The sequence below is a fragment of the Simiaoa sp. genome, from assembly GCF_051972595.1.
GTDB lineage: Bacteria > Bacillota > Clostridia > Lachnospirales > Lachnospiraceae > Acetatifactor > Acetatifactor hominis.
Genome location: NZ_JBOKRY010000007.1, coordinates 104,970 through 112,880, shown reverse-complemented (window position 1 = coordinate 112,880; position 7,911 = coordinate 104,970). Strand labels below are relative to the sequence as shown.

General features: G+C 44.5%; 8 protein-coding genes. 5 read left to right on the top strand and 3 right to left on the bottom strand.

Annotation, left to right across the window (positions count from 1 at the left end; all coding sequences use genetic code 11):
- The 3 genes from ACTRDR_RS04540 to ACTRDR_RS04530 form a co-directional block, all read left to right on the top strand.
- Positions 1 to 187: hypothetical protein (locus ACTRDR_RS04540; RefSeq protein ID WP_440526303.1), on the top strand; the 187-nt coding region annotated here is incomplete at its 5' end.
- Between the two features lie 165 nt (positions 188 to 352).
- Positions 353 to 952: a hypothetical protein gene (locus ACTRDR_RS04535; RefSeq protein ID WP_440526302.1), complete on the top strand. Its 600-nt coding sequence runs from the start codon at positions 353 to 355 to the stop codon at positions 950 to 952.
- A gap of 56 nt (positions 953 to 1,008) precedes the next feature.
- Entirely contained in the window at positions 1,009 to 1,416 is a 408-nt protein-coding gene (locus ACTRDR_RS04530; protein WP_440526301.1) for a hypothetical protein, read from the top strand.
- Between the two features lie 2,172 nt (positions 1,417 to 3,588).
- Here the strand turns inward: ACTRDR_RS04530 and dtd are convergent.
- Positions 3,589 to 4,038, bottom strand: coding sequence for a D-aminoacyl-tRNA deacylase (dtd, locus tag ACTRDR_RS04525; protein ID WP_440526300.1), 450 nt, complete (start codon positions 4,036 to 4,038; stop codon positions 3,589 to 3,591).
- A 4-nt stretch (positions 4,039 to 4,042) separates the two neighbouring features.
- The gene (locus ACTRDR_RS04520) at positions 4,043 to 5,383 is read right to left on the bottom strand and encodes an AI-2E family transporter (protein WP_440526299.1); all 1,341 of its coding nucleotides are present in this window, start codon (positions 5,381 to 5,383) and stop codon (positions 4,043 to 4,045) included.
- 143 nt (positions 5,384 to 5,526) lie between these two features.
- On the opposite strand from ACTRDR_RS04520, the gene ACTRDR_RS04515 reads away from it, so the two are divergent.
- Together ACTRDR_RS04515 and ACTRDR_RS04510 are read left to right on the top strand one after the other, a co-directional pair.
- Positions 5,527 to 6,258, top strand: a complete 732-nt coding sequence (locus ACTRDR_RS04515; RefSeq protein WP_440526298.1) for a tRNA 2-thiocytidine biosynthesis TtcA family protein — start codon at positions 5,527 to 5,529, stop codon at positions 6,256 to 6,258.
- Positions 6,254 to 7,333 (top strand): tyrosine-type recombinase/integrase, encoded by a 1,080-nt coding sequence (locus ACTRDR_RS04510; protein ID WP_440526308.1) that lies wholly within the window; start codon positions 6,254 to 6,256, stop codon positions 7,331 to 7,333. Before ACTRDR_RS04515 ends, ACTRDR_RS04510 begins: the two co-directional genes overlap by 5 nt.
- A gap of 76 nt (positions 7,334 to 7,409) precedes the next feature.
- Here the strand turns inward: ACTRDR_RS04510 and ACTRDR_RS04505 are convergent, their stop codons facing one another.
- Entirely contained in the window at positions 7,410 to 7,805 is a 396-nt protein-coding gene (locus tag ACTRDR_RS04505; RefSeq protein WP_440526297.1) for a LysM peptidoglycan-binding domain-containing protein, read from the bottom strand.
- Positions 7,806 to 7,911 lie beyond the last annotated feature (106 nt).

Genomic DNA, 7,911 nt, shown 5'->3' with positions numbered 1-7,911 from the left:
TATTATACATGAATTCCTTGAGAATAAGGTGTCAACTTTATTTATACAGCATCACGATGAATCTGGAAACGCAAACTTTAAAAATGATAGAATGAAATGCACCTATGAGTATAAAGTTAATGGTATTTCATATAAAAAGAAAATTACGTTTCAGTCACCAGGTATGGTAGCTGTAAAGTTCCCTTAAACAATAACGGTTTATTATGATTCGAATAACCCTTCTAAGAGCGTTTGCAAGGAAGAAGCAAGTCAAGGATCACAGCGGACAGCTGGTTGTTTGGGAACAATAGCTTTTGTAGCTATCACATTTATTGTTATTTATAATTTGTTGAAATTAGTATAAGAGAGGTTATTGGTAATCCGTGTTATTGCCGGTATTGCAAATAATATTAATCAGGCAGTAAAGCTTGGTAATTCACAGGGAAAGTTATATTACAGCGATATTGATAAACTGCAGAGCAGTCTGGATGATGTAAAGAATGTGCAGGATAGAAAAATCGGAATTCGTAGGAGGTATCGAAAAATGAATAGGAAAACTTTATTCTGTTTTCTGACAGCTTTGATAATGATTTTTGTTCTTGCCGGCTGTGGTGGAAAGAATAGTGGTGGGAATATTGACAATGTTCAAATTCCTGATTGGAAACCATCGGAAATATATTCAGACAGTGATATTGAGGCGGCTTTCCAAACAGTAAAAGACTATTTCGGCAACGAATTTGACGGCTGCACACTGACAAAACTGTCCTATCCCGGAGATACATACGCCGATGAATTTTATGAATGGGCTGAACAATATGACGCGGATGAAGCAATCGTAATATTATCATCTTTCGATGTAGACTCATCAGGCGGGGATGGTTCGCTTAATCCGGATTCAACATATGATGATTGGAAATGGATTCTAATTAGGAATGACAGTGGGAATTGGGAACATGTTGACCACGGGTATTAAAGCGACAGATTCCAGTTTGCAGAATTAAGAAAATTGGTAATTGTGAGGAGAAAAGAATGAATATAAAGCAATTTTGGAAAGCTGTTCTTGCTCAGGATGAGGAAGAAATCAGAAAATATTTCCACAAGGATGCCTATGTAAATTGGCATTGTACTAACGAACATTTTACTGTGGATGAATATATTATTGCGAACTGTGAGTACCCTGGAGAATGGGACGGAATTATCGAACGGACAGAAATGGTAAATGAGTTAATTATCACCGTTACGCAAATCAGCCCTCACTACGATAGCAGGCGCCGAACCAACTATGCGCAAAAGGGGCTCTATTTTTCGCACGTTGAGCATTGGTATAGGATACCAGGCGCAGACCGTCGTGAGGACGCAGATAGGCAGATATTACAGCCCGTAGTGACTGTTACTCCGTCCGAACACTGGAATCGAAAGAGTGACAGTCATAAATAAAAATATCTGATCTATCAAGGACGAACAGAGTTGATGCGGTAGGGGAATTTACTTCCCCGTGAGCGTTTAGCAACTGTGCGAAAAATACGTCTTTTGCGGGTGAGAACCTAAAACATAGTTGGTGACATGAAAACCATAGAGCAGATTGGAAAGCCGGGCGTAGCGCTTCTGAACCCCTTTAGGGGTGCCTTCCACGGCGGAGCCAAGGATTTCCTTTCGGAAACGGAAACAAGGAAGAATCACGGTATCCGCCGCCAGAGAACCACGGAAATAGGGCACCCGGGAATGCGGTGGCGCCACAGAAAGCGTTGCGTGTGGCGCCACGTTCGTACGTTCGAACCAAGGAAAAAAGCAGGAGAGAGGAACAAATTTTCCACCCTCTCAGACAGCCAACCGCCCGGAGGGCTACTTGACAATAGCAACACTTTTGACTCACCTTGCAAAAAATTTAATTTTCGGCAGAGGAAGAATATCGAATAAGGGCATAGAAAAAGTGTTGCCAGTCGTCACCGACAACACCATGCACAAGGAACGTTTCCGGGAACCTACGCACTGTATGCATTGAGGGATGCAAAGTCACAGCACAGCGCAAGAACCAACAGAAACCCTTACCAAAAGCATACCGCAACACATCCCCTCTGTCAAACACAGTCCCACCCACAAGCATCACCGTAAACGCCAGTGTGCCTTGACAGTAGGGGGAGCCGTGTCAGCCTTGTGTCCGTGGCACGTGCCCACGCACTTCGGGAACGTTCCCCGGGCACCGTCAAGGCTCGGCTCCGGGTTCATGCTGTCAAGGCTAGGTGATGCCACACACACCAAGAACAGACCAGCCCCAACCGTGCCACAGCAACACTTCACCAGGCACATTTTACAACCGTCATGTGTACCGCCCATGCAGAGCCAACACATGACGGTCTGTTAAGGAACAAATCAGCCCTTACTACGATAGCAGACGCAGAACCAACTATGCGCAAAAGGGGCTCTATTTTTCGCACGTTGAGCATTGGTATAGGATACCAGGCGCAGACCGTCGTGAGGACGCAGATAGGCAGATATTACAGCCCGTAGTGACTGTTACTCCGTCCGAACACTGGAATCGAAAGAGTGACAGTCATAAATAAAAATATCTGATCTATCAAGGACGAACAGAGTTGATGCGGTAGGGGAATTTACTTCCCCGTGAGCGTTTAGCAACTGTGCGAAAAATACGTCTTTTGCGGGTGAGAACCTAAAACATAGTTGGTGACATGAAAACCATAGAGCAGATTGGAAAGCCGGGCGTAGCGCTTCTGAACCCCTTTAGGGGTGCCTTCCACGGCGGAGCCAAGGATTTCCTTTCGGAAACGGAAACAAGGAAGAATCACGGTATCCGCCGCCAGAGAACCACGGAAATAGGGCACCCGGGAATGCGGTGGCGCCACAGAAAGCGTTGCGTGTGGCGCCACGTTCGTACGTTCGAACCAAGGAAAAAAGCAGGAGAGAGGAACAAATTTTCCACCCTCTCAGACAGCCAACCGCCCGGAGGGCTACTTGACAATAGCAACACTTTTGACTCACCTTGCAAAAAATTTAATTTTCGGCAGAGGAAGAATATCGAATAAGGGCATAGAAAAAGTGTTGCCAGTCGTCACCGACAACACCATGCACAAGGAACGTTTCCGGGAACCTACGCACTGTATGCATTGAGGGATGCAAAGTCACAGCACAGCGCAAGAACCAACAGAAACCCTTACCAAAAGCATACCGCAACACATCCCCTCTGTCAAACACAGTCCCACCCACAAGCATCACCGTAAACGCCAGTGTGCCTTGACAGTAGGGGGAGCCGTGTCAGCCTTGTGTCCGTGGCACGTGCCCACGCACTTCGGGAACGTTCCCCGGGCACCGTCAAGGCTCGGCTCCGGGTTCATGCTGTCAAGGCTAGGTGATGCCACACACACCAAGAACAGACCAGCCCCAACCGTGCCACAGCAACACTTCACCAGGCACATTTTACAACCGTCATGTGTACCGCCCATGCAGAGCCAACACATGACGGTCTGTTAAGGAACAAATCAGCCCTTACTACGATAGCAGACGCAGAACCAACTATGCGCAAAAGACAAGTTTAACGAATAGTTCTGCGGGAAGATGACTCTGTAACGCTTCATAAAGCTTGTTTCGTCTGTTTTAGCAGATTTCCGCGGAATCCAGTAATATGGTGAATGGACCGTCATTCAGCAGGGATACTTTCATGTCAGCACCAAAGATTCCTTTTTCTACCTTAGGAATACTTTCGCGGCACCTGCTGATGATATATTCGTACAGTTCATTCGCCATATCCGGTTTACCGGCGTTGATGAAGGACGGGCGATTTCCTTTTTTGCAATCTGCGTACAGTGTAAATTGTGATACCAGCAACAATTCACCGTTAACGGCATGCAGATCCAGATTGGTCTTGCCCTGGGCATCTTCAAAGATCCGCAGACCAAGAAGCTTTTTAATCATTTTATCGGCAATTTCCCTGGTGTCTGTCTCAGCCACGCCGATCAGCACCAGGAAGCCTTTGCTGATGCTGCCGGTTACCTCACCATCTACCTTTACCTCTGCATGCTGTACTCGCTGTATTACAAATCGCATCTGCCTACTTCTCTCCTACGTTTTTCTCTTCTTGATCTTTTTTATCCTGTTCAAAATCAACTTGATCTTTGATCTCATGGTCCCTTTGTAGCCTGGAATCCAACTGATGGAATCCTTCCTCATCAATATTCTTAAGATAAGAGTACTTTACAGTCTCTACCGGCAGATCCTTTTTCCGAAGAAACGTATTGACTACTGCCTTAATCGCCGCATAAATTACCGCAAAAATGGGCACACCGACGATCATGCCAAGGATTCCGAACAATCCTCCGAATACCGTGATTGCAAAAATAACCCAAAATCCCGTAAGTCCTGTGGAATTGCCAAGGATCTTGGGACCTAAGAAGTTGCCGTCAAACTGCTGCAATACCAGAATAAACAGTACAAAATAAACACAGTTTAGCGGATGCATCGGGTCAACCACCAGGATCAGAATAGCACTGGGAATCGCTCCCAGGTAGGGGCCAAAGAAAGGAATAATATTCGTTACACCTACGATTACACTGACTAAAGCTGCATAAGGCGTCTGCAGTAAGGTGGTTCCGATAAAGCACAGACATCCGATAATAATGGAATCTACGATTTTACCGCCAATGAATCCGATAAAAGTATTGTGGGTAAAACGAAAGCTTCTGATCAGACGGTTTGCGGACTTCTGCTCAAGGAAAGCATATGTCATTTTCTTTGCCTGTCCGGCAAACTTTTCCTTGCTTGCCAGAACATAAATGGAAATAACAAATCCTATAATGAAATCCCACAGACCTTTCAGAATATTTATCACACTTAAGGATACTGTCATGAGCACTTGACTGGTCTTGGTCAGCACCGTGTTATTTAACCAGTTCTCCAGCTCTACGGAATATTTATCGATCAGTAAAGTAATCTGACTTCCCAACTCCGGATTATCATCCATGATCTTACTGATCCATTTTGTAAAGTTACTGATATAGGTATCAAAATTAGATGCAATGTTTACAATACTGGGAACAATCTGAGAAAGCATCATAGCAACCAAACTGTAAATCAAGGCAATAAACAAAAATGCTGTGATCAGAATACCGATTCCACGGACAATGGAATTGCGCTTCTTATTTTCCTTCACCTTCAGTTTCCGACACAGAGGGAATAACAGCTTTGTCTCTATATAATTCAATACCGGAGTCAACAGATATGCTGTCACCAGACCATATAACACGGGCATAAGAATTCCTGTGATCGTACGGAATCCTGATTTGATACTGTTCCCATGGAATAACAGATAATAGAAGCAGATACTGGCTGCAATGGTCAGAAATGCGGTCAGCCCCCAGCGAAAATACTTATTGTTTTTTAAGTCGTATTTCATTCAACTACACCTTTCTTCATAAAATCTTATCTCTTTTAATATACTATGGTTTTGCACTCACCACAAGAAGAAATCTGTCGTTTTTGTTGAAAAAGAATTCCCGGCAGTATAAAATAGATACCAGTAAAAGAATGGAGTTAACAATGACATTACAAAAAGTATTGAGCCGTGTCAGACAGGCCGTGGATGACTATCATATGATTGAAGAAGGCGACCGGATCGCCGTGGGAATCTCCGGCGGCAAGGATAGTCTTACTCTCCTGCTGGCTTTAAATGAACTCAGCAAATTTTATCCGAAGCATTTTACGCTTATTGCTGTAACGGTCGATCTTGGATTTGACAATCTGAATCTGGATGAAATCCGTACACTGTGTGCTGACAGAGACATCCCCTATACCGTAGTGAATACCTCCATTGCCAAAATCGTATTTGAAGATCGTAAGGAAGACAATCCCTGTTCCTTATGCGCCAAAATGCGAAAAGGAGCCTTAAACGATGCCATCAAGGCTGCCGGATGTAACAAGATCGCATACGCACACCATGAGGATGACGTAGTGGAGACTATGATGCTGTCCCTCTTCTATGAAGGGCGTCTGCATACATTCTCTCCGGTAACTCATCTGGATAAAACAGACTTAACCGTGATAAGGCCTCTGATCTATATGCAGGAATCGGAAGTCATCGGCTTTGTGAACAAATATCAGATCCCTGTCGTAAAAAGTCCCTGTCCCGCCGACGGACATACCAGGCGGGAATATGTCAAAGAACTGCTTGGGCAACTTAATAGAGAGAATCCCGGCATCAAGAACCGTATCTTTACCGCGATTCAAAAAGGAAATATGGAAGGATGGACCGATTACTTTGGCAGTCATTAAAGAAGAAAATTACCACGATGAACAAAATAAGAACAATATTCTCAAGCTTCGTAAGGTACTGGATACGCTTCCGCCGTTCTGCCGAGATTTTTTCCGTGGGATCGAACCCTATACCTCCACCAGAACCAGGCTTGCTTATGCCTATGACATCCGTCTCTTTTTTGAATTTCTCCATGAGACGAACAGCTATTGTAAAAAAAGAGAGATTACCGAGCTGCCTTTGTCCGTCCTGGATATGGTGCAACGGACGGATATCGAAGAATATCTGGACTATATGAGCCTGTATCAGAAGGACGGAAAAGATATCACCAACGAGGAACGTGGTAAGGCAAGAAAGCTTGCCGCTCTACGGAGTTTCTATAATTACTATTTTCAGAGTGAACGCATTCAGAAAAATACCGCGGCACTGGTTCCCCTTCCGAAACGCCACGAAAAAGAGATTATCCGGTTAGAGCCTAACGAAGTGGCTATTCTGTTGGATCAGGTGGAGGACGGCACTAAGCTGACCAAAAAAGAGCTGGAATATCATAAGAAAACAAAACTTCGCGATGTTGCTCTGCTGACCCTTCTTTTGGGAACCGGTATTCGTGTATCGGAATGTGTAGGACTGGATATTAATGATGTGGATTTCGATAACGGCGGCATCAAGATCCGGAGAAAAGGTGGATATGAGGCAATCGTCTACTTCGGAGATGAAGTAGAAACCGCTCTGCTTGACTATCTGGAACAGCGGGAACATATCATCCCTGCGGAGGGACATGAAAATGCACTGTTTTTGTCCTTGCAGAACCGCCGTATGGCAGTCCGCTCCGTAGAGAATCTGGTGAAAAAATACGCTTCACGCGTCACCACCCTGAAGAAAATCACCCCCCATAAACTACGCAGCACTTACGGTACCGAGCTCTATAAAGAGACCGGCGATATCTATCTGGTGGCGGATGTTCTGGGGCATAAGGATGTCAATACCACAAGAAAACACTACGCAGCGTTGGAAGAACAGCGTCGTAAGCAGGCAGCGAATGCCTTTCATCTGAGGGAACACTCTGGCAGACATTCGGAGCATCCGGACAGCTAATCTCCTGCTATAAATAACAATACACCGAATCACATTACACTTATGATCCGGTGTATTTTATATTATTTCATCTTAATTACTTCACAAAGTCATAAGAATAATAGGGTACGATCAGTGTCTGTCCGGCACGGATGCTGTCCTCTTCCGCCAGATGATTGATACTCTGTACTTCTGCAATATATTCCTTCTTATCCTTATATTCATCATAATCGATGTAATCATCGGACAGATCCCATAAGGTCTCTCCGTATGCAACAGTTACCTGTGTATAATATTTGAACTTCAGCTGATCTTCTCCGGAGCTTGCCAAAGAACGGATTCCGTGATAGGACACTGCACAGAATGCAATCACACAGATGGTAGCAAGCATGGTAACTATTCTGCGCTGCAGCTGACGTCTCCGTCTCAGCTGTCTCTTATATATTCTTAACTCTCTGTCTGTCATATAGTATACACTCTTCTGTACTCTCATAACTCATTCACCTCATATAAGAAAACGTGTTCGGGAACATTTGTTCTTTATGTTTGTATTATATCGAACATGCATTCTGATGTCAAGCCAAAAATCGAACATATTT

Bases quoted from the DNA above. Each gene is read 5' to 3' on its own strand.
- ACTRDR_RS04530 (WP_440526301.1), top strand. From the start codon at position 1,009: ATGAATATAAAGCAATTTTGGAAAGCTGTTCTTGCTCAGGATGAGGAA.
- dtd (WP_440526300.1), bottom strand. From the start codon at position 4,038: ATGCGATTTGTAATACAGCGAGTACAGCATGCAGAGGTAAAGGTAGAT.
- ACTRDR_RS04520 (WP_440526299.1), bottom strand. From the start codon at position 5,383: ATGAAATACGACTTAAAAAACAATAAGTATTTTCGCTGGGGGCTGACC.
- ACTRDR_RS04515 (WP_440526298.1), top strand. From the start codon at position 5,527: ATGACATTACAAAAAGTATTGAGCCGTGTCAGACAGGCCGTGGATGAC.
- ACTRDR_RS04505 (WP_440526297.1), bottom strand. From the start codon at position 7,805: ATGAGAGTACAGAAGAGTGTATACTATATGACAGACAGAGAGTTAAGA.